The following is a 25,856-nucleotide window of genomic DNA, read 5'->3' on the forward strand; positions in this document are numbered from 1 at the left end:
GAACCTCGCTGTGGTCGGTGCCGGGCTCCTCCCTCCCCGGCGAATTCGGCTGCTCGATGGATGGTCCGCCGCCGGGTGACGGGACCCGGCGACCGAGCGGATTCGGTGCTCACCCGCTCTGATCGATTACCTCGCTCTTCGAGGGCATCCGCAAGGGGCCGCTCGCGAGCCCACTGCGTCGCATGTAAGGCTATTCTCCTTCTGAGAGAATCTCGATATCAGAGAATCCGGAGGAGGAGACGTGATGTCGGCACCGAGCACGCGCGAGGAGACCCTGGGTGCGCTGCGTGAGGAATTGCGCAGGCACGCCACCCAGACGGTGGTGTTCCATTCGGCCGTCGCCGCACGGCTCGGCATCACGGTCACCGATCTCAGCGCGCTGAACCTGCTGAGCATGCTGGGGCCGCTCACCCCGGGGCAGTTGGCGGATCGGCTCGGCATCACCCGTGGCGGCGCGATCACCACTGTCGTCGACCGGCTGGAACGCGCGGGATACGTGCGAAGGAGCCGGGATTCGGAGGACCGGCGGCGGGTGCGGGTGGAACTCGTCGCGGTGCGGGCGGAGGTGGCGGTGGCCCCGCTGTTCGGTGAACTCGCCGCGCTCGACGGAGGCCTGCCGGACGATGACGCGACCCTGCTGACCCTGCTGACTTTCGTCCGCGACGTCAACTCGGCGCTCGTCCGCGCGACCGGCCGGGTCTCCGAGGTGCACGCGGTCTGACCGCGCATCGACACCGTGCCGAAGTGTCGCTTTCCAAAATGAGAATGCTATTCTCAGACCGGTGCACGCGATGCTGCGACAGGGAAGAGGGTCGAGATGCTGTTCGAGTTCGACGCCGACCAGCGACTATTGCGCGAGACGGCGCGTGAGGTCACGGCGAAGCAGTGTCCACCCGCCCTGATCCGGGACATCGTGGACAAGGACCTCGAACCCGGCTCGTTGTGGCAGACCTATGTCGACGTCGGCTGGACCGAACTGACCGATCCGGCCCTCGGCGTCGAATTGGCCATCGTGCTCGAAGAACTCGGACGCGCCACCGACCCCACCCCTTTCCTGGCGTCGATGACCCGGTTCGCCCCGCTCGTCCCGGGCGCGGGACGGATCGAACGACCCTGCACGGCGGTGTATTCCGGCGTCGCCGTCCGCCGCGACGGCTCGGGATGGCGGTTGGACGGCACCGCGCGCAACGTGCTCGACGGCGACCGGGCGGAACGGTTGGCCGTGGTCACCGACGCCGGTGTGTTCGTGGTGCCCGCCGACGCGGTGACCGCCGAGCGCACGTCGGTCTTCGATCCGGTGCTGCATGTCGCGGAGGTCCGGTTCGCCGGTGTGCGGGTCACCGACGCGGACCGCAGCGGGGCCGATCCCGAACGCGCCCGTCAGCACGCGCTGACCGGGCTCGCGCTGACCACCGTCGGCGCCTGTCAGCGCATTCTCGATCTCGCCTTGGAGCACGTGCGCGGCCGTCGCCAATTCGACAGGCTGATCGGATCGTTCCAGGCGGTGCAGCACAAGGCGGCCGATATGCACATCGCGATCGAGCGCGCCCGCGCGCTGGGGTTCTTCGCCGCGTTGTGCCTTGCCGCGGACGACCCGCGGCGGCGGATGGCGGCGTCCATGGCCAAGGCGTCGGCGGGGGAGTGCCAGGCGCTGGTCTTCCGCCATGGGCTCCAGCTGTTCGGCGCCATGGGCTTCACCTGGGAGAACGACCTACAGTTCGCGCTCAAGCGGGCCAAGGCCGGCGAGCTGATGCTCGGCGGCGCGGCCGAACACCGGGCGCTCATCGCCGAGGAGTACCGTGCAGCTCACCTTTGATCCCGACGTCGAGGCGTTCCGCGCCGAATTCGTCGCGTTCCTCACCGCCCATCTGCCGAGCGAAGCCGAGGCCACGGAGCGCTCCCTCTCCAGCGCGCACGTGCCGGAATGGGCGCGGCGCTGGCAACGCCTGCTGTTCGACAACGGCTGGCTGCTTCCGGCGAATCCGCCGGAGTTCGGTGGGCGCGACGCCACGGTGCTACAGCAGTACGTGCATCTGGAGGAGCTGTCCAAGCGGCGGATCTACCACAGCTTCAATCCGCAGGGTGTCGGAATCGTCGCGGCCTCGCTGCTGTCGTTCGGCACCGAGGATCAGAAGCGGCGCTGGGCGGTGCCGATCCTGCGGGCCGAGATCACCGCCGCGTTGGGCATGAGCGAGCCGGGAGCCGGTTCGGACCTGGCCTCGCTGCGCACCAGGGCGGTGCGGGACGGGGACGAGTACGTCGTCGACGGCCAGAAGGTGTGGACCTCCGGCGCCCATGCGGCCGACGTGCTGCTGACCTTCGTGCGCACCGATCCCATGGCGCCGAAGCACCGGGGCATCAGTGTTCTGCTGATTCCGACCGACTCGCCCGGAGTGACGCGACGCCCGTTCCCCTCGGTGTGCTCGCCGGACGATCTGGATTTCAACGAGGTCTACTTCGAGGGTGTCCGGGTGCCCGCGGCGAACCTGATCGGCGCACCGAACCAGGGCTGGTCGGTGGCCACCGGCTCGCTCGGTCACGAACGCACGCTGCTGTGGCTGGGATACGCCGACCGGCTGGAGGATCTGCTCGGGGACTTCCGGCCCCGGACCGTGTTCGACCGCGACGCGTACGCGAAGCTGGTCATGGACGCGCACGCCCTGCGATTGCTCGGGTCGGCGGCCCTGGCGCGGGAGGCGCGCGGGGAGCAGGATGTGCCCGCCCTCTCGATTCTCAAAGTGCTGGGTTCGGAAGCCGTGCAATCGGCGTCGGAGCAGGCGCTGAACGCCGTCGGGGTGGACGGGCTGGCCCATCCCGCGCTGAGTTCCCGCCCGAATTTCCTGAATCTGGACCACTTCTCCGCCGGTTGGTTCGAGCGCTACATCCGGAGTTTCGCGGGCACCATCGCCGGCGGCACCTCGGAGATCCAGCGGACGATCATCGCCGAGCGCGTGCTCGGCCTGCCGCGCGGCTGAACCGCGAAAGCCATTGCCGCCTGCGCACTTCCACGCGTAAGCGCCCAGGCGGCAACGGCGGCGAGCGCTAGTGTTCGACTTGGACGCCGAAGGTGTTGAAGGCCATGGCCAGGGTCGTGTAGCCGCCCACCGTGAAGACGAGATCCATGCGTTGCCGCTCGTCGAGACGTTCGCCCAGGGCGGCCCAGGTGTCGTCGGACAGCGCCGACTTCTCGCCGAGTTCGTCCACGGCCCGCAGGAGCAGGCGGTCGAAATCGTCGTCGGCGGCCGCCTCGCCCTTGGCCGCGGCGATATCACCTTCGGTGAGTCCGGCCGCGGCGCCCATTCGGGCGTGGTGATGCCACTCGTACTCGCACCCGCGCTGATGGGCTACCCGCAGGATGGCCAGTTCGCGCAGCCGTGGCGCCAGCGTGGACCCGAACAGCAGATGGACGTTGAAGCCGAGGAAGGCCTTCGTCAGGGCCGGATGGCGGACCATGGTCGCGAGGGCGTTCCCCGCCGCCGCGGGGTTGCGGCGGTCGGCGGGCAGCATGCGGGACAACGCGGCGTTCACCGTGTCGTCCCACTGGTCCTCCGGTAGTGGGCTCACCTTCATCGCCTTCTCCTATCCATCTAGAGAATGTAACTCTCGTATTTGAGTACTACATTTTCAGACTCTTCCAACGCAGTCAACGTACGAGGGACGCGGCTGTTCGGCCCCGACTGGCGCGAAGGACACAAAGGTGTTGCGCTGGCGAGCGCTACCTTCCCCCGACGGCCATTCCAAGCGCCGCCGAGTATTGATTCTCTCTTGAAGAGAAGCTACCTTTCATTTGCCGAGAGTGTGTTACCGAAGGTGGTCGGCGACTCCGCGGGGCACCACGCCGCCGCTCGGAGATCGGCCGATGGCCCAGTGCAGGGAGGGTGAGCATGGCTGCTCGAGACTTCGAATCCGTCGACCGGGGCTTCGGTGGAGCGCATTCGGTCACCGGGTGGCGCGCCCACGCGCGCAAGCATCTGCTGCGATACCGGCTGGCGGTGGTCGCGGCGAACGCCGTCGATGTGGTGCGCCATGCCGGCGGCTGGCTGTGCGACCGGACGATGGCGGGCTGGGAGGTGACCGTGCTGCTCGCCGACTGCTCCGACGCGCGGGCGCTGCAAATCCTCGGCGCCACCGTCCTGGATCTCGAGCGCTCGCTGGCCACGCCCGTGCACGACACCTGGCCGCATGCGGTGGCGGTGGCCCCGGAGCTGTTCGCCGCCGACGCCCGGGTCCGGCAGGGTGTGCTGGACTGTCTGGACCACGGGCTGATCGAAGTCGCGCTGTGGGGCGAGGGGTTGCCCGAGGAGCTCGACCGCAGGCTCGGTGCGGTGCGTCACCCGCTGAGCGTCGCGGCGCAGGCATTCAAGAGCTGTGCGCTGACGGCGGCGGGTGTGCCCGCCTCCGACGTCGGCGCCGCCGAGGCGTTCCGCAGCGGGGAACTGCTACTGACTGGACGGTGGGGCGGCACCGACCTCGTCGCGGCGGGCTGAACGCGAGAAGTGCGAGCGGGGGCGGGATTCGCCCGCCCCCGCTCGCGACTCGGACTATGGCCGCGCCGGAGTCGGGCCGGTGGGGCTCGTGGAGATCTGAGGGCGCCCCTGCCAGCCGCATGGAAGCCCGCAACTGGGCCTGACCTCGGTCTCTACCCGTCCGTCGTGCAGTTCCCGCACGGTCGCCGACGCCTGGGCGGGGTATCCGCAGTCGGGGCATTTCGCGAAGTAGTCGAGCACCTCCCGCACCGTCACGCGCAGCGGGGCGTCGGTGTCCGGCGTGGCCGTCCTCGGCCGGTCGTGTTTCCACAAGCGTGCGCGGATTTCACGGGCTCGCGGTGCTCCGGCCCGGGTGCGCTCGGGGCGGCGCGCTGAGCCGGAAGCGGGCGGACTCTGTTCGGTGTGCCCGAAGGGCAGGGAATGGCCTCGTGCGAAACCGGTTTCGCTGTGCGCGGTCGGCGCGCTGCCTTCGTCCATATCTACGAGAATAGCATTCTCCTATGTGGAAAGTGCGTTTCGAGTCAGCCGAGATTCGCGGTCAATGGGGGCAGATCGAGGGTGGTGCGGATCCCGGGCGGCGCGGCGCAGAGGTAGGTGACGGCATTGACGGCGCGATTGGCCGCGTATCGCGGCGACATGGCGCTCATCCGGCTCGGGTCCACCGGATAGCGCAGATCCATCTCGATCGGTGTCTCGCCGTCGATGGCCACATTCCATCCGGTCTCGCGCACCGGCCAGCCCGGCCGCAGTGCGCAGGTGCAGTACCACGTGGACCGCAAGCGCAGCAGGACACGGCCGCCGCCCCGTCCGGAGACCGTGATGCGCTGTGCGGCCACGGTTCCCGCCGCCAGCGTGGTGAACTCCAGTGGAACGTCGTGCTCGGCGAGCGCGACCTCGCCGACCACTTCGAACGCGTCGAGGGGCAGGCGGACGGCGTCGGCGACGAGCCGCAACGACGGCCCGAAGGTATGGGTGGCGTGGGCGAGGCGCTGTTCGTCGAACGGTGCGGGCGCGGTACCGAAACCCATTGTCTCCACGAGCAATCGCGACGTACCCGGGCGGGCGAGGTCGACACTCTCCTCGATCGTCAGCCGGTCGATCCTGCGCTGGACCGAGCTGAGTGCGACGGGAAGCGTTTCGGTCACGAAACCCGGCGCGATGCCCGTGCTCAGGATCGAGGCCCCGCCGAACCAGCACGCCGCCTCGATCCGCGCGCATACCTCGGGGTCCACGGTGTCGGGGTGCCGCAGGTCGCCGTGGGTGGTGACCACGTTGACGCCGGCGACCAAGAGGCGGCAGACATCGTCCACGTCGAAGAGGCGCGGCATGTACAGCGCGCAGTCGGCGCCGAGTGCCAGGATCTCGTCGACGTCGGTGGTCGCGATGACGCCGGTGGTGCTGCCGGATCCGCACAGAACGCCCGCGTCGACGCCTGCTTTGGCGGGATCGTGCACCCGAACACCCGCGAGCGCGAGGTCGGGATGGTCGAGCACGGCGCGCAACGCGTGCGTACCTACGCCGCCGGTTGCCCATTGGATGACCCGATAGGGGCCTCGCGTGGCGTCGTGACCGTGTGGCCGGCGATTCGGGTCCATGGGGGTGTCCATTCCGTAGTCGGGAAGGGAGGAGTTACGGCCGGAACCTGAGCAGGCCCTCCTGTGCGAACGAGGCGACGAGAGTCCCGTCTCGGTCGAAGACGTCGCCCTTGCCGAAACAGCGGCCGTGTGCGACGAGTGGACTGTGGTGGCGCAACAGCAACCACTCGTCGGTGCGGAACGCGCGGTGGAACCAGATCGAATGGGTGATCGTCGCCGAGGTGAACGCGGTGCCGTTGCCGCTCTGGCCGATTCCTACCAACGGGCGCAACGCGGTTCCGATGGGGCTCAGGTCGGTCGCGTAGGCGGTCAAAGCGGCGTGCAGGTCTTCGGGTACCCGCGGGGTTCGCATCCACAGCTCGTAGTCGGGCGGATGCGCGTCGGTCGAATCGAGGTCGGTGGTCGATCGGGTCTCCCAAGGCAGGATCGGCACGTCGGTGCGGTGCCGCGGTCCGGGCACAGGCGGGATGCCGGGAACGGTCTGGTGCTCCGGCCCGTCCTCATGGGCATGCATCGAGACGACCGCGGTGGCGACGACGTCCCGCTTCTGGCGGGCCGTGACGGTGAGCGCGGCGAACGAGCGGCCTTCGTGCTGGCGCTGCACGATGTAGAAGACCGGCGAGTCGCCCTTTCCCTCGTGGGCGAACACCACGTGCAGGGATTTGACCGCCTTGGCGGGGCAGGCGCACATGGCCGCACGCACGATCTGCGCCAGGAGCTGCCCGCCGTACAGCCAGCCGTGGTCCAGCCGCTGGCTGGGACCCTCGTACACGGTCAGCGTCTCGCGGCGGCGGCCACCGGTCCCGGGCCGGGTTTCCGCCGCTCCGGACGGCGGTGACGTCGGCCGCTGGCGGAGGTCGAGGCAGGTGAGCAGCTCACTCCAGAGGTTATGCACACCTGAATTGTATGCCGATTCTCGAAAAGGAGAATGAAGTTTCCCGGAGTGGCCGCGACCGGCTAGACCGGGTCGAACGCCGAGATCCGCCATGCGCTGTCGGCCTTGCGCAGGGTGACCCGCACGCTGCTTGCGGCCAGGGCCGGGTCGGGTTTCTCCGCGCTCGTGGTGCTCTGGTTGATGAACACCAAGACCACCGCCTCGTCCTGCCGCTGTTCCGACACCGCCGCGCGCACGACGGTCGCGGTCGTCCGGACCGACTTCTGCTTCGCGGCGGGCGCCACGACCTGCTGGGTGAACTGGCTGTAATACGACAGGAAGTCGCCGGTGAGAAAGGACTTCGCGGAATCCAGATCCCGGTCGAGGGTGTCGGGTGCGTAGGACAGCAGCGCCACCGTGCCGCGCGAGGCGGCGTCGAGGGCCGCCGCGGCGTCGTCATCGGTCCGGCTGTCGGGCCGGTACTGCAGGAAGAACAAGCACGCCGCGGTGGCGACCGAGGCGACGACGAGTACGGCGAGCAGGGCCGGGACGTACTCGGTCCGCAGCGTGCGGGACGAACCGCGCGCTGAGCCCGACTTCCGGATGCGCTTCGCTACGGGAGTTTTCGTGTCCGTCGGCTCGTGCGCGTCCTGCTCGGTTCCGGTCGCACGCGCGGCGACCGATGCGCTGCCGGTGGTCACGGCACGAACTCGACTTTCGACATCTTGAGCTGATCTCCGTCCCGGGTCACGGTCACGCTCAGCCGCCAGGCGCGAGGTTCTTGGCGTGCCCCGGCGGAATTGGTGACCTGCGAGGTCGCGGCGACGAGGATGACCGCGGAATCCTTCGTCATCGACTCGATCGCGGTGGCGTTCACCTTGCCCTCGGTGGCGACCTGCGATTGCTGGATGACGGTCGTGAAATCCGTGGCGCGCGCTTGGAAGTCGCCGCGGAAGGATCCGGTGGAATTGTCCAGGACCCGCTGCACGTCCTCGTTCGCCCGTTTGAAGTCGAGAGTCGTCAAAGCGACGACGCCTTGCCGCGCGGCGGCGGTGAATTCCGCTGCGCGCCGGGCGTTCTCGGTGACTTCGTGATGGTGCCGGATCGAGTATCCGCTGCCGGCCAGCGCCTGGGCGATCACGACGAGGGCGGCTGCGGCCATCGTGGAACGACTGCGGAGGCGGCGAACGAGAGTGCCGCGGAGGCGGCCGCTGCGCGGAAGCGATTCGGCCACGGCCGGATGCGTGACGTCACCGGGGTCGTCCGTCGACGTGATCGGCTGCGCTGGATCGGCCGAGCGCGTTTCCGGGAGGTGGCCCGTCGTCTGCTCGGCACCGGGTTCGTCCCCTGCGATCGCCTGCCGTGAAGGCGCTTGTGCGATCTTCGTTTCCGCGGCGATCGGCCGCCGTGGGGCGGTGCGCGCCCGGCGGCGCGACTCGGCCACGCGAACCCGGGCGCGGGCCGCTTCGGCGCGCGCCTCGGCTGCCCGCGCCTCCGCCTCCGCGGCCTCGGCGGCCAGCGTGAGTTCTTCGGCATCGGCCTCGTCGAGCGGGGCCTGTTCATCACCGTCCGGCGGGGGTGGCGATTCGACGGTGCGTCCGGTGCTCGGGCTCATCACCACCTCCGCGGTGTCGCAACGGATCGTCGAGCGGGACTGATCGTCACGAATCCGATTGCGTCGACTTTGACGAGAATGACGTTATCACAGCGATGTGGGTACGAGCCGGGATCGGCTGCTGTTGCTGCCAATCAAGGCGGATCAGATAGCGAAAATAGCGTTTTCGTCAGATGTGGGTGATGCTGCGCAGTCTTCGGTCAGTGCACCGGTCCGCGCATGCGGATCAATCCTCATGTGAGCGTCGCGCGGCCCTCATGTGAGCGTCGCGCGGCCCTCGCGTGAGCGTCGCGCGGCCCTCGCGTGAGCGTCGCGCGGCGACGACCTGCCGGACCGCCGTGGTGTCCGCGCCGAGCGCGGAGGCGCGCGAAGCGGGGCGGGGTGGCGGCGTCGGTGCGAGGGCGGCGTACGGCGCGTCGGCGGGGCACGGTGGGATCGCCGCGTACGTCGCGGCGACGGCGGCCATGGACACCTCGATCAGCTCGCCTCCGCCGCGGGCGAGCGACTCGGCGACCGCGCGTGCGGACTCCAACCCGGTGAGCGGATCGGCGATCGCGTCGGCGCAGAAGACGGGGCCCGCATCGCCGACGCCGACCAGCCCACCGGCCACCGCGGTGTCGTCCCCGAATCCGGGGCGGTCGGCGTCCTGGCCGTCGGTGCCGTAGGCGGTGACGCGCAGCCATACCCGGCCGGGGCGGTGCGCGATGCGATCGGGACCGAGCCCCCTGCGCATCAGGGCGGCCGGGCGGGAACCCTCCAGCACCACGTCCGAGACCTCGAGCAGCTCCCGCAATGCCGCGCCGTCGGCGTCGAAATCCGCCGCGTAACAGAGCTTTCCGGCGTTCATCCAGTCGAAGAACACGGGCGAGCCGTGGCGTGGGCCGTCGGGCCGCCGCGGGCTCTCGACCTTGACCACCGTGGCGCCCGCCGCGGCCAGCAACCTGCCGCACAGTGGACCCGCCCACATCGAGGTGAGGTCGGCCACCAGGCATTCGGCAACGGGGCGTGGGTGGCTGCGCTCACCCAGCGGGCGGACGCGTGGGGGCGCCGCGTCTGCTTCGCCGAGTGTCGCGGCGGGAATGTCCAGCAGTCTCGCGCGCTCGGTGACCGCCGCCGACGGGCGCTGCGCGGCCCACGCCGCCACCGCGGCCCACGGGTCTTCCGGCGGCGCCGCCGCCTCCAGCAACGCCGGGATGGCCTCCAGGTCGGCGGTGCGTGACAAAGTGAGCGCGCACCAGCCGTCCCGGGTGGGGAGCAATCGGCTCGCGCCACCCACCGAAACGCGTCCGCGCCGCGAGGCTCCCGACAGCGCGGCCCGCCCACCCAGTTCGACGGGGACGTCGATACGGACCCCGGTGCGCGCGGTGAATCCGCCGGCGACGGCGTCGGCCAGGGACAGAATCCCGGCGCGCGTGAAATCGGTTGGGCCGTCGCGCAACCCGGTCAGCCGAGCCAGCCCGCCTGCCGCCCACGCGGCCTCGGGGGAGAGGGTGGTCACGATCGTCGGGTGTGCCGATGCGGCGCGACGGCGTCCACGAGCCCCCACGCCAGCGCGGTCGATGCCGGGATGGTGCGGCCGCTGAGCACCAGGTAGCCGGTCCGCCAGCGGCCGATGCGGCGGGTGACGCTCACCGTCCCGCCCGCCCCGGGGAGGAGTCCCAGGCTCAGTTCGGGCAGGCCGAATTCGGTGCCGGGGTCGGCGACGACGGTGCCGCAGGCGGCGGCCATTTCCAATCCGCTGCCCAGGACCCGTCCGTGGACGACGGCGCGGCAGTCGCGGCCGAGGCGTTCGGTCACCTCGTGCAACGCCAGCGCCGGGCTGTGGCGGGTGCGCGCCAGATACGCGTCGGCCACGTCGGTGAAGGCGCCGAACTCGGCGAGATCGCCGCCGCTACAGAACGACGGACCGTTGCCGCCGAGTTCGACCACCCGCACCGAAGGGTCGAGCCGGGCGATCGCGAGTGCGTCGAGCAGGGCGGCCCGGGTGCGGTTGTCGAACGCGTTGTGCCGCCGCGGCCGGTCGAAACGGATCGTCACCGTGTGGCCGCTGCGAACGACTTCCAGCGGGCCGGACTCCTCCGGCGGGATCGCCGCCGGTCCGCGTTCGCGCAGCCAGGTGCGGAACTCCGGCCCGCCTTGCAGGGTCGAATACGCCAGCGACTCGGTGAGCAGGCCGGTCCGCACGTCCGTCGTCTGCGCGGCGCGCAGGACGTCGTCACAGATCGTGGCGGCGATGGGGCGGCGCTCGAAGCGTTCGCGCAGTTCGGCCACGGTCTGCTCGACCGAAGCGACGGTGACGACCCGCGGATCGTCGCTCTCCGCTTCGGTCAGGGTGAAACTGGCGTGGTTCAGCCAGTGCTCGGCCGCGGGCCCGGTGGGGTTCGTGCCGACCGCCACGACGACTCCCGGTGGCGCCGCGTCGATTCCCGCGTCCGGTGCGGAGGTCGCCTCGATCACTCGGAACACGAAGTCTTCGGCCTTCCTCGTGCGTCGGCATCGTCGCCGGTGGCGATCGCGAAAGGGCTCCTCGGCCGCCCTCCAGCCCAGTGTGAATATGCTATTCTCCGATTCCGAGAATGACAATATCGTCGTGCGGAGGGTGCGGAATGAGCGTTTCGCTCTTGCTGGACATGGCTGCCTCGAGCAACCCGGACCGGCTCGCGGTGGTGTGCGACGAGGTGCGCTGGACCACGTCCGAGCTGAGCGCGCGCGTCCAGGGAGCGGCCGCGGTGATCGCGAACTCCGGCGCGCGGAGCGTGGCCTACGTCGGTACCGGCGGACACCTGCTGCCGTTGTTGATCTTCGGATCGGCGGGCGCGGGAATTCCGTTCACGCCCTTGAACTATCGGCTCGCCGTCGACTCCTTGGCCGAACTGATCGCTCGGCTGGAGGATCCGCTGGTGGTCTGCGACGAGGAGTACCACGACATCGTCGCGGCCTCCGGCGCCAGGATCATGCGCTCGTCCGCGTTGGTCGAGGCGGCGGCCGCCGCCGATCCGGTCACCGATGCCGAGCCGCCCGATCCGGATCAGGTGGCCGTCGTGCTGTTCACCTCCGGGACGACCTCCAAGCCCAAGGCGGTCGAGCTCTCGCACAACAACCTGGTCGGCTACATCACCGGGACGGTCGAATTCGACTCGGCCGAACCCGCGGACACGGCGCTGATCTGCGTGCCGCCCTACCACATCGCAGGTATCGGCGCGGCGCTGTCCAACCTGTACGCGGGCCGAACGATGGTGTACCTGCGCCACTTCGACGCGGCGCGGTGGATCGAGCTGGTCACCGGTGCGTCGGTCACCACCGCCACTGTGGTGCCGACCATGCTCGATCGCATCGTGACCGAATTGGAGCGCTCGGGGGCGAGGTTGCCCACCCTGCGCACCCTCGCCTACGGCGGATCCAAAGTCGCGCTGCCGCTGGTTCGCAAAGCACTCGACCTGCTGCCCGAAGTGGGTTTCGTCAACGCTTACGGCCTGACCGAGACCAGTTCCACGATCGCGGTGCTCGGACCGGAGGACCACCGGGCGGCGCACCGCTGCGCCGACCCGGCCCTCGCGCGGCGGCTCGGCTCGGTGGGGCAGCCGGTGCCCGGCATCGAGGTGCAGATCCGGGACGACCACGGCCGGGTGCTGCCCGTCGGCGCGACCGGGGAGCTGTTCGTCCGAGGGCCGCAGGTGTCCGGCCGGTACACCGGGATCGGCTCGGTGCTGGACGACGAAGGGTGGTTCCCGACCAGGGACGTGGCGATGCTCGACGCGGACGGTTACCTGTTCATCGGCGGCCGCTCCGACGACACGATCATCCGCGGCGGCGAGAACATCGCGCCCGCCGAGATCGAGGATGTGCTGGTGGAGCACCCGGCGGTGCGCGAGGTGGCGGTGATCGGCGTGGAGGACGCGCAGTGGGGCCAGATCATCGTGGCGGTGGTGGTGCCCGCCGACGGCGCCGCACCGGACCCGGAGCGACTGCGCGACTACGTCCGGGCCGGGTTGCGCGGCTCCCGCACGCCCGACCGGGTCGTCTTCCGGGATTCGCTGCCCGCGACACCGACCGGGAAGGTGTTGCGCCGCGCACTCGTCGACGAGTACGGCCCGCAGCCCGCGGCGGATGTCGCCGTCAATACGTAGTCACCGTCAGGAAAGGATGACAATGGTCAAGAACGGCACTCGCCTGCGCAGCCAGGTGTGCGACACCGAGGTGATCGTGGTGAAGGCGGCGGACAGTCTCGCCGACCTTCGCGCCGGGGGCGTTCCGATGATCCCGATCGGCGCCGAACGCCCTGCGGGCGCCGAGCCCGCCGCGGGTTGCACCGACGGCAATCTGATGGGCAAGCGCTACGTCGACGATTCCGGCGCGGAGATCCTCGTGACGAAGGCCGGGATCGGCACGCTCAGCGTAGGCGCCACACCCTTGGCTCTGAAGGAAGCAAAGCCCCTCCCGGCCAGCGACTGACCTGACCGGGTTCTCACAGCCTCACGGCTCCGGTGCGTGGCCGGTGTGAAGGCGAAGCGGAAGGACGCGAAACGTGGCGGAATCGAAGATGCTGGTGTTCTCCAATGCCGTGGAGGGCCAGGACGATGCGTTCAACGAGTGGTACGACAATCAGCATCTCGCCGAGGTAGTCGACGTGCCGGGCGTGTCGAGCGGACAACGGTTCGAGATCGTGCCCGCCGCCCTGCCCGGCGGAAACGGCGCGGCGCCCGCGCACCGGTATCTGGCGGTGTACGAGCTGAGCGACGATCCGGACGCGGTCGTGCAAGCGTTCCTGGCCCGGGCGGCCAACGGGGAGATCCGGCTCAGCAAGGCGCTGGATGCGTCGACGCTCGCCGTGTCGGTGTGGCGCGCCCGCGGCGACGGGCACGCGGCGGACTGACGGATCCACCGGGGGCGCGTCGAAGGCGCCGCCCCCGGTGACTCATCGCCGTGCCACCGCCAGCATCTCCTCGACGGAGAAGAACTTGACCCGGGGCCGAGCGGCCGCGACGCCCCGCTCGCGCTCCGCGGCATCGATGGCACGCCAACCCGGCCAGCCGACCGCGTCGGCGCCCCGCTCGGCCAGCCGTGCGCGCAAACCCGCCCGGTCGGCCACCTCCCGGGACAGGGCTCCGCTGTGGAAGTCGGCCAGCAGCGCCGCGACGGTTTCCGCGGCGCAACCGCGGTTGGTGCCGATCACACCGCGCGGCCCGCGTTTGATCCATCCGGTGACGTAGACGCCGGGCAGCGCGGCGCCGGCGCCGTCGACGACACGGCCCCGCTCGTTGGGCACGGTGCCGGTGCGCGCGTCGTACGGCAGGCCGTCGACCGGACTTCCCGTGTAGCCGATCGACCGCAGCACCAGAGCGGTCTCGATCGAGTCGGTGTCGCCGTGGGGGGAGGCCGCGACGAACGCTCCCCCGGCGGTGATGTGGTTGCGGACGGTGCGCACGCGCTCCACCCGTTCGCCGCCGACGATCTCGACCGGCGAGGTGAGGAACCGGAACACGATCCGCTTGTTGCCGGAAGTGGCCGGGCGCGCGGCGAATTCGCGCGCGATCTCCAATTTGAGCGCCGTCTCCACGTCGTCGTCCGGGTGCGCGGCGAGGTCGCCGCCCTCGATGATCACGTCGACACCGGTGAGATGTCCGAGCGCGTGGAACTCGCCCACCGAGAACGCGGCGTCGCGCGGACCCCGGCGACCGAGGACGACGACCTCCTCGATGCGGCTGTGCGCCAGGGCTTCCGAGGCGTATTCGGCGATATCGGTGGCGGCGAGGTGCTCCGGGGGCATCAGCAGTACCCGGGCCACGTCCAGTGCGACGTTCCCGTTTCCTACGATCACCGCCCGGCGCGACGACAGGTCGAATCGGTGCGCGGCATGGTCGGGGTGGCCGTTGTACCAGCCGACGAAATCGGCGGCCGCGTGGTGGCCGGGCAGGCGCTCGCCGGGGATGCCGAGATCGCGGCTCGCGGAGGCGCCGACCGCGTAGATCACCGCGTGGTGGTGGGCGAGCAGATCGGCATGGGTCAGCGTCCGTCCGATCTCCACATTGAGATGGCAGGCGAAGCGATTGTCGGCGAAGGCGGCATCGAAGATGCGCACCACCGACTTCGTGCGCTGGTGGTCGGGCGCCACTCCGGCCCGGATCAGGCCGAAAGGCGTCGGCAGCCGCTCGAAGAGGTCGACCTCGACGCCGCCCTCGAGCAGTTCGGCCGCGGCGTAGCAGGCCGCGGGCCCCGCGCCGACCACCGCCACGCGCAGCGTGCCCTGAGCGATCGGCGCCCGTGTGCTCGGCGGCTCGATCACCCCCGGCTCCAAGGGGTGGCGGCGGAAGTACGCCGCGTTGATCTCCCTGAACCGTTCCAATTCGGGCGGAAGGTCGTATTCGGAGTAGATCGCGTCGACCGGGCACTCATCGACACAGGCGCCGCAATCGATGCAGGTCTCCGGATCGATGAACAGCATCTGGGTGCCAGGCGCGTCGGCCCCCTCGGTGGGGCGTATGCAGTCGACCGGGCATGCCGCCACGCAACTGGCGTCTTTGCAGCAGTTCTGGGTGATGACGTAAGCCACCGGCTGACCTCCTCGAAGTAGGGCGCGAACCGCCACGGTCCACCGGAAGTGTAAGGAGAGTTACCTGTGAACGAGAATAGCATTCTCAATCAGGGCGTGCGGCGGCCTGTGATGCCGTGGGCGCAGAAGGTCCAGACCTCCTCGGGGGTGAGCGGTTTCGCGTCGGGATCCGCGTTCGCCGGCTGCGAGGTGAACATCACCGTATGCATGATCATCGCGGCGAGTCGGCGCGGATTGGCGGCGGCGGTGAGCCTTCCCGCCGTCTGCGCGTCCGTCATCAGCTCGGTGAACAGGGCGAACAGCGACGCATGCGCCATCCTGACCTCGGTGGGATGGGAGCTGAGCAGCTGCGGTGAGAACTCGGTGAACAGCGGCCGCCGCGCGTCCGGATCCGGCCGGCACAACTGGAACAGCAGCTCCACCGCCGTCCGCAATCGGTCCAGTGGTTCGCCGCTGTTGATGGTGGCCGCCCGGATCTGCTCCACGGTGCGGCCCAACGCGTCCTCGTAGAGTGCGAGCAGCAGTTCGTGCTTGCCGTCGAACTGTAGATAGAAGCTGCGCAACGACTGCCGCGACCGGTCGACGACCTCCTGAACGGTGAAATCCGTACTGCCCTTCTCGGTGATGATCGCCTGCGCCGCGTCCAGGAACCGTTGCACTCGCTGCCCGGCCCGCAGCTTCGCTGTCCGCAGCGACCGCTCCACCGCGCGCTGCTTCCAGGCGGGCTCGCGCCGCCCCTCCACGTCAGTCATGGTCGCCGCGTCCCGCGCGCCGACTCGCCCGCACTCGCCGCGAATCACGCATCACGGCATGATACCCGTTCGGAACCCTCATTCTTCGCCTCCGGCACTTATCATTCGAGAAGTGAAACTACTATTATCTTGAATGAAGAACCATATTCTCAATACGATGCGAGGGAACTGGTTTCCCGGACAGTCGTCGAGGAGGACGATCGGATGTTGCTGGAGTTCGACTCCGATCAGCGTTTGTGGCAGGACACCGTGCGCGAGGTGCTCGCTCGGCACTGTCCCACCGCGCTGATCAGGGACATCGCCGATCGTGGCGCGGATGCCGGGCCCCTGTGGAAGGTCTATCGCGACCAGGGGTGGACCTCGCTGACCGACCCGGGTGACACGGTCGAGCTGACGATCGTGCTGGAAGAGCTGGGGCGAGCCACCGATCCGACCCCGTACCTGGCCACGATGACCCACTACGCGCCCCTGACCGGTGAGCCCGACCCCGCGACGGCGGGAACCGCGGTGTTCGACGGCATCTCGGCGCACCGCGACGGGGCGACGTGGATCCTGAACGGCACCGCCCAGGTGCTCGACGGCGACCGGGCCGAACGGGTGGCGGTCGCTACCCCGGCCGGGGTGTTCGTACTTTCCGCGGATCGAGTCGCCGCGCGCCGGATCACGGTCTTCGACCCGCTGCTGCACGTCGCCCAGGTGACGCTGGAACAGGTACGCGTCGACGCGGGCGACCGGCTCGACCGCGATGTGCGGCACGCCAGGGAGGTCGCGCTCACCGGCCTGGCGGCCACCATGGTGGGAGCGTGTCAGCGGGTGCTGGACCTGGTCGTCGAGCATGTCGGCGTGCGCCGCCAGTTCGGGAAGCCGATCGGCGCGTTCCAAGCGGTCGCGCACAAAGCCGCCGACATGCACGTCGCCGTACAGCGTGCGCGCGCGCTGACCTATTGGGCCGCGCTGACCCTCTCCGCGGGCGATCCGCGCAGACATCTGGCCGCCGTCATGGCCAAGGCGGCCGCGGGCGAGTGCCAGGCGGTGGTCTTCCGGCACGGCCTGCAGCTCTTCGGCGCCATGGGCTACACCTGGGAAAACGATGTGCAGTTCGCGCTGAAGCGGGCCAAGGCCGGGGAACTGCTCCTCGGCGGCGCCGACGAGCATCGCGCCACGATCGCGAGGGAGTACCGTGCAGCTGAGCTTCGATGACGATGTGGAAGCGTTCCGGGCCGAGTTCGTCGAATTCCTCGACCGGCATCTGCCGCCGCAGGCCGCAGCGGGCGAACGCGCGCGATCGACCTCCCATGTCCCCGACTGGGCGCGGCAGTGGCAGCGGTTGCTGTTCGAGCACGGCTGGCTGGTGCCGGGCTACCCGCGGGAGTTCGGCGGCCGCGACGCGGGAATTCTCCAGCAGTACGTGCATCGCGAGGAACTGGCCCGGCGCGGCATCTACGAGAACTTCAATCCGCAGGGCGTGGGTATCGTCGCCGCCTCGCTGATCACCTTCGGGACGCCGGAGCAGCAGCGGCGCTGGGCGGTGCCGATCCTGCGCGGCGACCTCACCGCCTCGCTCGGGATGAGCGAGCCGGAGGCGGGCTCGGATCTGGCCGGCCTGCGTACCAGGGCGGTCCTGCGCGGTGACCGGTTCGTCGTGGACGGGCACAAGATCTGGACTTCGGGCGCGCACGATGCCGACGTCGTGCTCGCGTTCGTGCGGACCGATCCCGACGCGCCGAAACACCGGGGCATCTCGGCCCTGCTCGTTCCGACCGATCTGCCCGGAGTGCGCTGCCGTCCGTTCGCCTCGGTGTGCGATCCGGACGACCTGGATTTCAACGAGGTGTTCTTCACCGAGGTGGAGGTGCCCGCCGAGAACCTGGTCGGCGAGCTGAACAAGGGCTGGCGGGTGGCCAACGGATCGCTCACGCACGAGCGCACCCTGCTGTGGCTCAGTTTCGCCGACCGGCTGGACGGCCTGCTGGCCGACTTCCGGCCGGACACGGCCGTGGCCGCCGATCGCTACGCCGGTCTCGTGCTCGACGCGCACGCGCTGCGCCTGCTCGGATCCGACGCGCTGGCCAAGGCCGCCCGCGGCGAAGACGACGGGGCCGCGCTCTCGGTGCTCAAATTGCTGGGATCCGAAGCGGTGCAACGCGGTGCCGAACACGCCCTGGCGGCCGCGGGGCCGAACGGTCTGCCGCATCCCGATGTCACCGCGCGGCACAGCGTGTTCAACCTGGAAGAGACCGCGCCGGGCTGGTTCGAGCGGTTCGTGCGCAGTTTCGCGGGCACCATCGCGGGCGGCACCTCGGAGATCCAGCGCAACATCATCGCCGAGCGGATCCTCGGCCTGCCCCGGCAGTGACGGGCCCGCCGGTCGGCATCGGCACACGCCTCGACCACCGACCGGTGAACCCGTTGCGCACCCGCGCGTTTCGAATCGACCGGCGGGCGGTCGGGTGCCGGCCGGTCGCCCGGATCACTCGATGAGCGAGATGGCGGCGCGCGGGCATTGCGCCACCGCGTCACGCACGGGGGATTCGACGTCCGGGGTCACCTCCGGCCGCAGAACGTGCAGTTGATCTTTGTCGTCCAGTTCGAACACCTCGGGGATGATGCCCATGCAGATGCCGTTGCTCTCGCAGGCCCGGTAATCGACCTGGATCCTCATCGCGCCGCCTTCGTCTCGCAGTGTGACCGGCCCGACGTGCGAGCCGCCGATGCCGTGGTTGCGGTGTGCGCCGCCCGCTTGCCGTGCTCGCTCATCGAAGCGGCTGCTGGTCTGCCCGGCGGATCGCCGCCGCGGTGTGCCGATGTGCGCCGCCACGCTTGCCGTGCTCGTTCATCGAAGCGGCTCCTGACCCGTTCCATCGGCCGCCGGAATCGACGTCGAAACCGTTGGGAGAGCGGGGGTTTCTGGTTCGGGCATCGCGATGATGGCGTGCACGGGGCAATCCAGCAGCGCGCGCAGCACCGCGTCCTGGTCGGCCGCGGCCACGACACCGGTCCCCTCCAGCGAGGCGTAGCCCCAGTCGTCGAGCGAGAAGTGCGCGGGCGCGTGCTTGGCGCACAGGCCGAATCCGTCACACAGCGTGCGGTCGAGTCGAATCCTCATCGGGCCACCCCGTCCACGTCGAAGGGCCGCTCGGCCACCCGGACACCGCGGGCGCAGAGGGGGCACCGGCCGTCGAGATGCGCGCTGACCTCGGCGCCGAACCGCGCCAGCAGTGTGGCCGCCGCGTTGGCCGCGCCGTCGAGGGTTCCGCACGCGCCGCGGCCGCGCAGCACCACCGACCATCGCCGCAATCGTTCGATGTCCGCGGCGGTGGCCTGCCCGTCCCGCAGCGCGGTGGCCGCCGCCGCCATCGCGGCGGTCCCGTTGAAGCATGACCCGCACTGACCCGCGTTCTCGCGGTCGAAGTAGCTCAGCACCGCCGCGGCCACGGCGACGGGGCACTCGTCGGTGAGCACCGAGATCGCCCCGCACCCGAGCCCGCTGCCGAGGGCTCGGATCGACTCGTGGTCCAGGGTGGCCGTCAGCACCGCGCGGTCGAGCATGCCCGCGAAATAGCCGCCCATCAGTGCGCCGCGCACGCGCTCGGACGGCACACCGTGCAGGGCGAGGACATCGGTGAATCTCATGCCGTGCGGCAGTTCGTACAGTGCGGGCGGCCGCCCGCCTCCCGTGACGGTGGCCAGGAAGGTACCCGGGGAATGCTCGGTGCCCACCGCACGGAACGCGGCGGCGCCGTGCCTCTGGATGAACGGCAGGTGCGCCAGGGTCTCCACATTGCCGACCATCGTCGGCAGCCCGTCGACCCCTTGTTCGAACGGGCGGGGTGGCTTGTCGGAGGGCTTGGCGGGGCCGCCGTTGATCGCCCGGATCGCCGCGGTCTCCTCCCCGGCGACATAGGCCGGGTCGACGGTGACCAATTCGATGGCGACTGCGCCGATTCCGGCGGCGTCGAGTTCGGACAGCGCGGCGTCGATACAGCGCGCGGACTCCGGATCCGAGACATAGACGTAGGCGCGACGCGCGCCGACGATGGCCGCTGCCAGGCGCACTCCGTCCAGCACCAGGTGCGGGCGGTGACGCATCAGCCACTTGTCCTTGACGGAGGCGGGTTCGCCCTCCTCGCCGTTGGCCACGACCACGGTCTCGCGCCCGCACCGCCCGGCGTCCCGGACGCCGGCGAGTTTGATCGCGATCGGGAATGCCGCGCCGCCACGGCCGAGCAGTCCGCTGCGCCGCACCTCTTCGAGCACCGCCTCGACCGAGCCGAGCGGCAGGTAGCCTCCGGCCTCCCGGTACGCGGCGAGATCTTCGGCGCTGTCGCTCATCCGCAGCAGGCGCGGCACGCAGCCGGGCGCGGGGGCCACGGTGAGCCCCGCGACCGGCTCGACAGTTTCTTGCATGGCAACCTCTTCTGGCTGGATTCCGAGCGAGGGACGCCCCGTCGCCCGGCTGCGGCGGTTACGCTTTCGGCCATGAGAACCGCGGTGCTGCGTATCGATGTCGACCCGGCCGGGCAGCTCAGCGCGGCGCGGATGGCCGACGGGTCGGCGCAGCTGCGCGCCAACGCCGCCTCGATTCCGGCCCAGCTCATGGACGACGATCCGGCGGCGCGGCCCGCGGGAGGACGTGAAGTCCGATTGCTGGTCGAGACAGACGATCCCGACGCCGCGATGGGCGAGGCGGTGCGGGTGTGCGCCGCGGCGTTCGGCACCGCCCCGGTGGCGGGTGTGGTGACCTTCGTCAGCCGAGGGACCGACGACGACGCCCACGGCGTCCTCGCCGGTTTCGGCGTGACCGGTGAGATCACCCGGGCGCCGGACGCCGACGGCTTCGACGTGGTGTCGGTGACGCTGCTCGAGTCCGACCTGGAACGGGTGCCGGAGAGCCGGATCCACACCGCCCTGGAGGCATCGTTGAACTGCGAGGTACGGATCCTCACCCGGTGAACGGGGCTGGCGGGCGCCGGGCAACGATGGGGGCCCGGCCATCAGCCGTCCAGGAACTTCAGGATCGCGGGCGCGGCGAGCACCCAGGTGTCGAACATGTTGTAGTGGCCGGCCTTCCCGGCGGCGCGTTCCTCGATCGCGCGCTCCCAGGCATCCTCCGGCCACGGTGGATCGATCAGCGTCGAGCCCTCGATCAGGCAGCTCACCTCGAGTGACGTGCGTTTGGGATGATCGAGATCCCCCGCCCCGCCACGGATGATCAACGTGGGGACGCGGATGCGGTCGAACATCTCGTCGTCCACGCCGGGGATCGTCTGTCCCGGTTTCGGGACATAGGCGCCCAGCCAGCGCAACGACAGTTTCACGAACTCGTCGCGGTCCAGATTCAGCAGGCGTTGCTCGTTGGCGGGGTTCGCGGCGATGCGCTCGCGCCACTCCCGCAGCCGCGGCAAGCCCGCGACACCGCTTCCGCGCACGACCTGCAGGCTGGGCAGCACGTAATACGCGCCCAGGTTGAACACCCCGTAGATGCCGCCCACGATGTTCCAGAGCACCAGTTTGCGCACCCGGTCGGGGTAGAGCATGGCCGTGAGCATCGAGTCGCGGGCGCCGCCGGATCCGCCCGCGAGCACGCACGGGCCCGCGCCCAGCGCGGCGAGCAGGCCGTCGAGCGTCCGCGCCCGCATGTGCGACTCCGTCTGCCCGTAGAACTGCACATCGGAGCCGCCGCAATTGGGGCGGTCCCACAGCAGCACCCTGTAGCCGCCGGCGACGATGGCTTCGGCCAGCGGGCGTAACCCCGGCACGTCCATGCCGAACCGGCCGCCCGGCGTCAGGACGACGAGTTCGCCGCGGTCACCGAGGACCTCGTACACCACCTTGCCGCCGTTGATCTCCACCGAGGACACGCCGGCGGCGCCGATTTCGCTGTTCATGCGGCGCCTCAGGCCATGACCACGACGTCGTCGCCGACGATCCGGACGGGATAGGTGCGGATGCTCCACTCGGGTTTCACCGCGGTGGTGCCGGTCGCCAGTTCGAAACCCCACTGGTGCCAGGGGCAGTAGATGTATTCCTTGTCCCGCACCATGACCGCGTCACCGGGAACGGACTCGTCGACGACAGTGCGTCCGCGGGCGCGGCCCGCGCACAGCGGGCCGCCTTCGTGCGGACAGTAGTTCGCGATGGCGTAGAAGGTCCCGTCGACGTTGTACACGCCGACACCATGCCTGCCGATCGGCACCACCTTGGACGAGCCCGGGGGGATCTCGTCGACGGTCGCGACGATGTGCTCGCGCCCTTGTGCCAGCCGTGGCGGTTCGGATTCGTCCGGCACTCAGAACACCCGCCTCTGGCCGTCGATGGCGGGCACCGTCTCCGGAAGGTGATAGGTCTCGATGCCGTTGCGGTACATCACGCGGTCGCGGGCGTATGCCGGGAGGTGTTTGACCAGCCAGCGGGGGTCGTCGAAGGTCCAGTGCGGGTAGTCAGAGGAGTACAGCAGGATCTTGTCCGCCTCCATCCATTCGAACGCCCGGGTGAGTTCGGTCTTGTCCTCGGGATAGTCCAGCGGCTGGGTGGTGAATCTGATGTGCTGTTTGACGTATTCCGAAGGCTTGCGCCGAATTCCGGTCCAGGACTTGCGCGCCGCGTAGATCGCGTCCATCCGCCACATCAGGGGCAGGATCCAGGTGAAGGCATGCTCCACGAACACGATTCGCAGCGTCGGGAACCGGTCGAACACCCCGTCGAAGATCAGGCTCATGATCTGGTTCGCCGCCAGCAACGAGTAGGTGACCATGAAATCGTGGTTGTAGCTGGGGAATCCGACCGGCGGCATGGGCATCGTCTCGTAGGCGCCGCGGCCGAGATGGCAGCTGACCACCAGATCGTGCTTGGTTGCCGCCGCCCAGATCGGGTCGTACCTCGGATCGCCCCAGGCCGGGCGTGGTTCGGCCTTGATGAGGATCTGCGCCATGTACGGGTGCCCGGCCCAGTGCTCGATCTCGCGAACCGCGCCCTGCGGGTCGTCGATCGCCGCGCAGATCGAGCCGCGCCACCGCTGGTGCCAATTGTTCTGCGGGTCCAGCCAGTGGTTGGCCAGCCAGTGGTTGACTCCGGTCGCCAGCGCCTGGGTGGCCTCGGGAAGGCGGGTGGCCTTGACCGTTGGCTCGAGGATCGCGATGTCCGAGCCGGCTTCCACGATCAACTGCCGGAAGGCCAGTTCCGGGTCGCTGCCGGGGAATTCGCCGTCGGCGGGAAAGGTGTCCACCCGCATCGCGAAGGAATGCGCGTAGTCGGGGGCGTCGTAGATGATCGTCTCGCCGACCCGGTGGCTGAGAAAGTACGAGCTGCGATACGGCTCCGGGATGTACTCCACGAGTTCCCGGCGCCGTGGCACGGGGTGCACGTCCGAGTCGACAACCCGGACGGCGACCTGATCGGGCGCCGGGGCGCGGTGCTGCTGGTGGGACAGCGTCATGGTCGTCTCCCTTGTTCGCGACTACTCGGTGACCAGCCCGGCCGGGACATCGATCCCGTAGAGCTGGGCGGCGTTGCGCCAGCAGATCTTTTCGTGCTGCTGGGTGGTGAGCGTGGACGGCAGCACATCGACATTCGCGCAGTGCCAGTGCGGATAACTGGACCCGAACATCACCATGTCCTCCTTGCCGGTGAAACCGAGCCATTCGGAGGCCCATTCGGTATCGCCCGGTCCGTCGAGGCTGCCGTGGACGAAGAAGACGTGACCGGGCAGGTAGTCGCTGGGCATCCGTGGCGCCCAGGGCGTCTGCTCCAGGTGTGGCCTGCCGAAGGTGTCCATCCGCCAGGTGAAGGGGGTGAGCAGATCGGCCGCGCCGTCGGCCCAGACGAACCGCAACCGAGGCAGCCGCTCGAACACTCCTTCGGCGATCATGTTCATCAGGTGGTAGACGTAGTTCAGCGACATGAACCCGAGGTACTGCTCGTAGGTGCGGGTGTGCCCCGACGGCGTGGGCGGGAAGGCGATGCTCTCGCCGGTCTCGATGTGCGCGGCCACCGGCAGCCCGGCTTCGGCCGCCGCCTCCCACAACGGCCAGAACTGCGGCTTGCCGTACAGTTCGCGCGACTGCAACGGGACACCGAGCTGAACCACGCCGGGATGGTCCGCCCACCTGCGGATCTCGCGCAGCGCGCCGGGGATGTCCTCGGGGTTCACCCGGATGGTGCCGCGATAGCGGGACGCGTACGCCCCGGAATCCAGCCACCGCCGCACCATCATCTCGTTGTGCGCCGACAGCATCGCCGTGGTCAGGTGCCGGTCGGGCAGGATGCCCCGGGTCATGGGATGCAGGATCGCGACGTCCACGCCGCGCGTCTCGAACAGGTGCTCGCCGACCACGTCCGGATCGGAACCCGGATACCCGCGGGAGGGTCCCCTGGTTCCCTCGGCGTACTCCCCGCCGGGGGCGCCGTACCAGTCCAGTTCGGCATCCGGGATGCCGCGGCTCTTGTACGGCTCGCGCAGGAAGCCGCGCATATCGTCGTTCGAGGCGAAGAAGATGTGCACGCTGGCGTCGATGACGGGCGTGCCGGTGCCGTCGGAAAGTGTGATCATCCAATGTCTCCCGGCCGCGTCAGTCGATCCGCGCGACGTCGGGGCGCTCGGTCACCGGCGCCGCCAGTCGCTGCTCGTCGCAGATCCGCTGCAATCTCTCCAAGGTCTCCTCCAGTCCGGCGCCCAGACGCGGCCCCGGTGTGAAGGTGGCGGGCAGCTGCCGCATGCCCTGGATCACCCCGATGGTCTCGTAGTGCACGGTGCCCTCGGGATCGCAGCGGTAGTCGGGCATCCGGTCGAGCACGGCGGTGAGCATGGACTTGAACACGGTGCGCGCGACATTCGACCCGATGCAGCGATGCACGCCGAGGCCGAAGCTGAAGTGCCGGTTGCCCTTGCGATCCAGGACGACCTCGTTCGGATCGGGGAAGATCGCGGGATCGCGGTTGGCCATCGCCCAGGAAAGCCACAGGCGGTCACCCTCTTCGAACCGGGTGTTCTCGACGACGCAGTCGGCCGAGATGGTGCGTCCGTCACCCGGCGCGGGGGTGAAGAAGCGCAGGAACTCCTCGGTCGCCGGGGCCAGCAGGGTGTCGCGTTCTCGGCTGAGCAGCTCGCGCTGGCCGGGGTGATCCGACAGCCATTCCAGCGAGTGCGCGGTGAGCGCGGTGGTGGTGTCGAATCCGCCGCCGATGATCAGGCCGAGCATGCCCAGCAGTTCGAGGTCCGGCGCGGGCTCGCCGTCGATCCGCAGCTCGGTCAGGGCGTGCACCAGGCCGGGCCGCGGGTTCTGCTTGATCTCGGCCAGGTTGGTCAGCAGATCGATGCCCATCGCGCGGTGCATCTCGGCGACCCGTGCCGCGTCGGGCGAGTCCTCCGGCGTGTACACCGAGGCGTGCACCGGCTCGCTGTAGATGGACCACTGCCGCAACGGGATTCCGAGCATGGCCAGGGTCAGCACGGCCGGGACGACATTGGCGAGGTCGTCGACGAAATCGATGCGCCCGCTCTCGATCCTCTCGTCCAGGCTCGCTCGCACGATCTCGTCGATGACCGGCTCCCAGCGCCGGACCGCGGCGGGGGAGAGGTAGGGATTGAGCACCTGGCGGTAGAGCCGGTGCTCCGGATCGTCCATCTCCAGCATTCCTCCGCGCACCACCTGCGCGCGCCGGGCGGATGGGATGGAGATCCCTTTGTAGCCCTTGCGTTCGCCGTGCAGATCGTGGTCGTTGGAGACGTGCGGGCAGCGGGCGAGTTCGAAGACCGCGTTGCCGCCGCCGGCCACCCAGTGACCGCCGTAGGTGTCGCTCCACGCGATCGGGCACTTGGCGTGCAGTTCCTCGGTGATCTCCTGGAACCGGTGCCGGTATTCCGGTGTGTGCCGGTCGAATTGGTACCGGTTCTTCTTGCGGTCCTCGTCGGCGACTGCGTCGTCAATGCTCACAATGTGTTCCTCTGCTGCTCACGGAATGCGGCGCGTCCGGCGCCGAGCGCC

At 69.6% G+C, this 25,856-nt stretch carries 28 protein-coding genes; 10 read left to right on the plus strand and 18 right to left on the minus strand.

Going from position 1 to position 25,856, the window contains the following annotated elements; translation table 11 throughout:
- Positions 1–244 precede the first annotated feature (244 nt).
- The 3 genes from ABZ803_RS24085 (at position 245) to ABZ803_RS24095 (ending at position 2,975) form a co-directional block, all read left to right on the plus strand.
- Positions 245–721: a MarR family transcriptional regulator gene (locus ABZ803_RS24085; protein ID WP_357042227.1), complete on the plus strand. Its 477-nt coding sequence runs from the start codon at positions 245–247 to the stop codon at positions 719–721.
- A 96-nt stretch (positions 722–817) separates the two neighbouring features.
- On the plus strand, positions 818–1,816 hold the full coding sequence (locus ABZ803_RS24090) for an acyl-CoA dehydrogenase family protein (RefSeq protein ID WP_357042229.1): 999 nt from the start codon (positions 818–820) through the stop codon (positions 1,814–1,816).
- Positions 1,800–2,975 (plus strand): acyl-CoA dehydrogenase family protein, encoded by a 1,176-nt coding sequence (locus ABZ803_RS24095; protein ID WP_357042232.1) that lies wholly within the window; start codon positions 1,800–1,802, stop codon positions 2,973–2,975. The genes ABZ803_RS24090 and ABZ803_RS24095 overlap by 17 nt, the downstream gene beginning before the upstream one ends.
- 67 nt (positions 2,976–3,042) lie before the next feature.
- On the opposite strand, the gene ABZ803_RS24100 is transcribed toward ABZ803_RS24095, so the two are convergent.
- The gene (locus ABZ803_RS24100) at positions 3,043–3,570 is read right to left on the minus strand and encodes a carboxymuconolactone decarboxylase family protein (protein WP_357042235.1); all 528 of its coding nucleotides are present in this window, start codon (positions 3,568–3,570) and stop codon (positions 3,043–3,045) included.
- A gap of 404 nt (positions 3,571–3,974) precedes the next feature.
- Between ABZ803_RS24100 and ABZ803_RS24105 the strand changes: the two genes are divergently transcribed.
- Positions 3,975–4,487 carry a hypothetical protein gene (locus ABZ803_RS24105; RefSeq protein WP_357042698.1) on the plus strand — a complete coding sequence of 171 codons (513 nt, stop codon included), beginning with the start codon at positions 3,975–3,977 and terminating at the stop codon, positions 4,485–4,487.
- Positions 4,488–4,541: 54 nt separating this feature from the next.
- On the opposite strand, the gene ABZ803_RS24110 is transcribed toward ABZ803_RS24105, so the two are convergent.
- From ABZ803_RS24110 to ABZ803_RS24140, 7 genes are all read right to left on the minus strand, one after another.
- Complete coding sequence (locus ABZ803_RS24110) at positions 4,542–4,964, minus strand: hypothetical protein (RefSeq protein ID WP_357042238.1); 423 nt, start codon at positions 4,962–4,964, stop codon at positions 4,542–4,544.
- 44 nt (positions 4,965–5,008) lie between these two features.
- Entirely contained in the window at positions 5,009–6,082 is a 1,074-nt protein-coding gene (locus tag ABZ803_RS24115; protein ID WP_357042241.1) for a dihydrodipicolinate reductase, read from the minus strand.
- A 34-nt stretch (positions 6,083–6,116) separates the two neighbouring features.
- Complete coding sequence (locus ABZ803_RS24120; protein WP_357042244.1) at positions 6,117–6,977, minus strand: acyl-CoA thioesterase domain-containing protein; 861 nt, start codon at positions 6,975–6,977, stop codon at positions 6,117–6,119.
- 62 nt (positions 6,978–7,039) lie between these two features.
- On the minus strand, positions 7,040–7,561 hold the full coding sequence (locus ABZ803_RS24125; RefSeq protein WP_357042701.1) for a twin-arginine translocation pathway signal: 522 nt from the start codon (positions 7,559–7,561) through the stop codon (positions 7,040–7,042).
- A gap of 92 nt (positions 7,562–7,653) precedes the next feature.
- Positions 7,654–8,571 carry a hypothetical protein gene (locus tag ABZ803_RS24130; protein WP_357042247.1) on the minus strand — a complete coding sequence of 306 codons (918 nt, stop codon included), beginning with the start codon at positions 8,569–8,571 and terminating at the stop codon, positions 7,654–7,656.
- A gap of 226 nt (positions 8,572–8,797) precedes the next feature.
- A complete protein-coding gene (locus ABZ803_RS24135) occupies positions 8,798–10,069 on the minus strand; it encodes a CoA transferase (RefSeq protein ID WP_357042250.1) in 1,272 nt (423 codons plus the stop codon).
- Complete coding sequence (locus ABZ803_RS24140) at positions 10,066–11,037, minus strand: enoyl-CoA hydratase/isomerase family protein (RefSeq protein WP_357042253.1); 972 nt, start codon at positions 11,035–11,037, stop codon at positions 10,066–10,068. The genes ABZ803_RS24135 and ABZ803_RS24140 overlap by 4 nt, the downstream gene beginning before the upstream one ends.
- A 140-nt stretch (positions 11,038–11,177) precedes the next feature.
- Between ABZ803_RS24140 and ABZ803_RS24145 the strand changes: the two genes are divergently transcribed.
- The 3 genes from ABZ803_RS24145 to ABZ803_RS24155 all read left to right on the plus strand — a co-directional run bounded on the left by ABZ803_RS24145 (position 11,178) and on the right by ABZ803_RS24155 (position 13,444).
- Positions 11,178–12,698 (plus strand): fatty acid--CoA ligase family protein, encoded by a 1,521-nt coding sequence (locus tag ABZ803_RS24145; protein ID WP_357042256.1) that lies wholly within the window; start codon positions 11,178–11,180, stop codon positions 12,696–12,698.
- Between the two features lie 22 nt (positions 12,699–12,720).
- Positions 12,721–13,023 carry a hypothetical protein gene (locus tag ABZ803_RS24150; protein WP_062972136.1) on the plus strand — a complete coding sequence of 101 codons (303 nt, stop codon included), beginning with the start codon at positions 12,721–12,723 and terminating at the stop codon, positions 13,021–13,023.
- A gap of 73 nt (positions 13,024–13,096) precedes the next feature.
- On the plus strand, positions 13,097–13,444 hold the full coding sequence (locus ABZ803_RS24155) for a hypothetical protein (protein ID WP_357042259.1): 348 nt from the start codon (positions 13,097–13,099) through the stop codon (positions 13,442–13,444).
- A gap of 42 nt (positions 13,445–13,486) precedes the next feature.
- On the opposite strand, the gene ABZ803_RS24160 is transcribed toward ABZ803_RS24155, so the two are convergent.
- Both ABZ803_RS24160 and ABZ803_RS24165 read right to left on the minus strand, forming a co-directional pair.
- Positions 13,487–15,121, minus strand: coding sequence for an FAD-dependent oxidoreductase (locus ABZ803_RS24160; protein WP_357042261.1), 1,635 nt, complete (start codon positions 15,119–15,121; stop codon positions 13,487–13,489).
- 89 nt (positions 15,122–15,210) lie between these two features.
- Entirely contained in the window at positions 15,211–15,873 is a 663-nt protein-coding gene (locus tag ABZ803_RS24165) for a TetR/AcrR family transcriptional regulator (protein WP_357042264.1), read from the minus strand.
- A gap of 204 nt (positions 15,874–16,077) precedes the next feature.
- Here ABZ803_RS24165 and ABZ803_RS24170 point away from each other — a divergent pair, with 204 nt between their 5' ends.
- Together ABZ803_RS24170 and ABZ803_RS24175 are read left to right on the plus strand one after the other, a co-directional pair.
- The gene (locus ABZ803_RS24170; protein ID WP_357042267.1) at positions 16,078–17,073 is read left to right on the plus strand and encodes an acyl-CoA dehydrogenase family protein; all 996 of its coding nucleotides are present in this window, start codon (positions 16,078–16,080) and stop codon (positions 17,071–17,073) included.
- On the plus strand, positions 17,054–18,229 hold the full coding sequence (locus tag ABZ803_RS24175; protein WP_357042270.1) for an acyl-CoA dehydrogenase family protein: 1,176 nt from the start codon (positions 17,054–17,056) through the stop codon (positions 18,227–18,229). Before ABZ803_RS24170 ends, ABZ803_RS24175 begins: the two co-directional genes overlap by 20 nt.
- Before the next feature lie 114 nt (positions 18,230–18,343).
- On the opposite strand, the gene ABZ803_RS24180 is transcribed toward ABZ803_RS24175, so the two are convergent.
- The 3 genes from ABZ803_RS24180 to ABZ803_RS24190 form a co-directional block, all read right to left on the minus strand.
- Positions 18,344–18,535 (minus strand): ferredoxin, encoded by a 192-nt coding sequence (locus tag ABZ803_RS24180; protein WP_357042704.1) that lies wholly within the window; start codon positions 18,533–18,535, stop codon positions 18,344–18,346.
- 171 nt (positions 18,536–18,706) lie between these two features.
- A complete protein-coding gene (locus ABZ803_RS24185) occupies positions 18,707–18,979 on the minus strand; it encodes a ferredoxin (RefSeq protein WP_357042273.1) in 273 nt (90 codons plus the stop codon).
- Positions 18,976–20,280: an NADH-ubiquinone oxidoreductase-F iron-sulfur binding region domain-containing protein gene (locus tag ABZ803_RS24190; protein WP_357042276.1), complete on the minus strand. Its 1,305-nt coding sequence runs from the start codon at positions 20,278–20,280 to the stop codon at positions 18,976–18,978. Before ABZ803_RS24190 ends, ABZ803_RS24185 begins: the two co-directional genes overlap by 4 nt.
- Positions 20,281–20,352: 72 nt before the next feature.
- Here ABZ803_RS24190 and ABZ803_RS24195 point away from each other — a divergent pair, with 72 nt between their 5' ends.
- A complete protein-coding gene (locus ABZ803_RS24195; RefSeq protein WP_357042278.1) occupies positions 20,353–20,826 on the plus strand; it encodes a hypothetical protein in 474 nt (157 codons plus the stop codon).
- Between the two features lie 41 nt (positions 20,827–20,867).
- On the opposite strand, the gene ABZ803_RS24200 is transcribed toward ABZ803_RS24195, so the two are convergent.
- From ABZ803_RS24200 to ABZ803_RS24220, 5 genes are read right to left on the minus strand one after another with little or no spacing between them, the layout of a single operon-like run.
- Positions 20,868–21,734, minus strand: a complete 867-nt coding sequence (locus ABZ803_RS24200) for an alpha/beta hydrolase (protein WP_357042707.1) — start codon at positions 21,732–21,734, stop codon at positions 20,868–20,870.
- A 35-nt stretch (positions 21,735–21,769) separates the two neighbouring features.
- Entirely contained in the window at positions 21,770–22,162 is a 393-nt protein-coding gene (locus tag ABZ803_RS24205; protein ID WP_357042281.1) for a Rieske (2Fe-2S) protein, read from the minus strand.
- Positions 22,163–23,308, minus strand: coding sequence for an amidohydrolase family protein (locus ABZ803_RS24210; protein ID WP_357042284.1), 1,146 nt, complete (start codon positions 23,306–23,308; stop codon positions 22,163–22,165). It abuts the gene before it with no gap.
- A gap of 21 nt (positions 23,309–23,329) precedes the next feature.
- Positions 23,330–24,421, minus strand: a complete 1,092-nt coding sequence (locus tag ABZ803_RS24215; RefSeq protein ID WP_357042287.1) for an amidohydrolase family protein — start codon at positions 24,419–24,421, stop codon at positions 23,330–23,332.
- Between the two features lie 19 nt (positions 24,422–24,440).
- Positions 24,441–25,805 (minus strand): cytochrome P450, encoded by a 1,365-nt coding sequence (locus ABZ803_RS24220; protein WP_357042290.1) that lies wholly within the window; start codon positions 25,803–25,805, stop codon positions 24,441–24,443.
- Between the last annotated feature and the right edge of the window lie 51 nt (positions 25,806–25,856).

Source organism: Nocardia sp. NPDC047648 (assembly GCF_040642815.1).
GTDB lineage: Bacteria > Actinomycetota > Actinomycetes > Mycobacteriales > Mycobacteriaceae > Nocardia > Nocardia gamkensis.